2 protein-coding genes are annotated in these 313 nt (G+C 77.0%); both read left to right on the top strand.

Annotation, left to right across the window (positions count from 1 at the left end; all coding sequences use genetic code 11):
• Positions 1–184 (top strand): hypothetical protein (locus ACLBYB_RS33060; protein ID WP_447701413.1); only part of this gene is annotated, 184 nt, incomplete at its 5' end.
• A gap of 26 nt (positions 185–210) precedes the next feature.
• The coding region (tnpB, locus tag ACLBYB_RS33055; protein WP_447701414.1) for an IS66 family insertion sequence element accessory protein TnpB at positions 211–313 on the top strand (103 nt) is incomplete at its 3' end.

Here is a 313-nt window from a genome sequence, read left to right as displayed (position 1 = left end):
CGAGCCCACGGCGGTGGATCCCGCCCGAGCGGAGCCGCCACGCCGGCGCATCAGACGATCCTCATCGCGCCGCCGCGCGGTGGGGATCGAGGTGGAGGCAGGCGGCATCACGGTGGGGATCGGCGACGGCGCCTCGCCCACTATCATCGCGGCGGTGATCGGTGCGCTGAAGGGCGGCGCGTGATCGGGCCGGCGGGCGCGGTCCGCGTCATGGTAGCGCCCCGGCCGGTGGACTTCCGCAAGGGCGCGGACGGCTTGGCGGCGCTGGTGCGCGAGAGCCTGGGCGCCGGCCCGGTCAGCGGGGGGGGCTACG

The sequence above is a fragment of the Methylobacterium sp. D54C genome, assembly GCF_053345595.1.
Note: the sequence above shows the minus strand (reverse complement) of the source record. Positions and strands in the feature narration are given on the sequence as shown.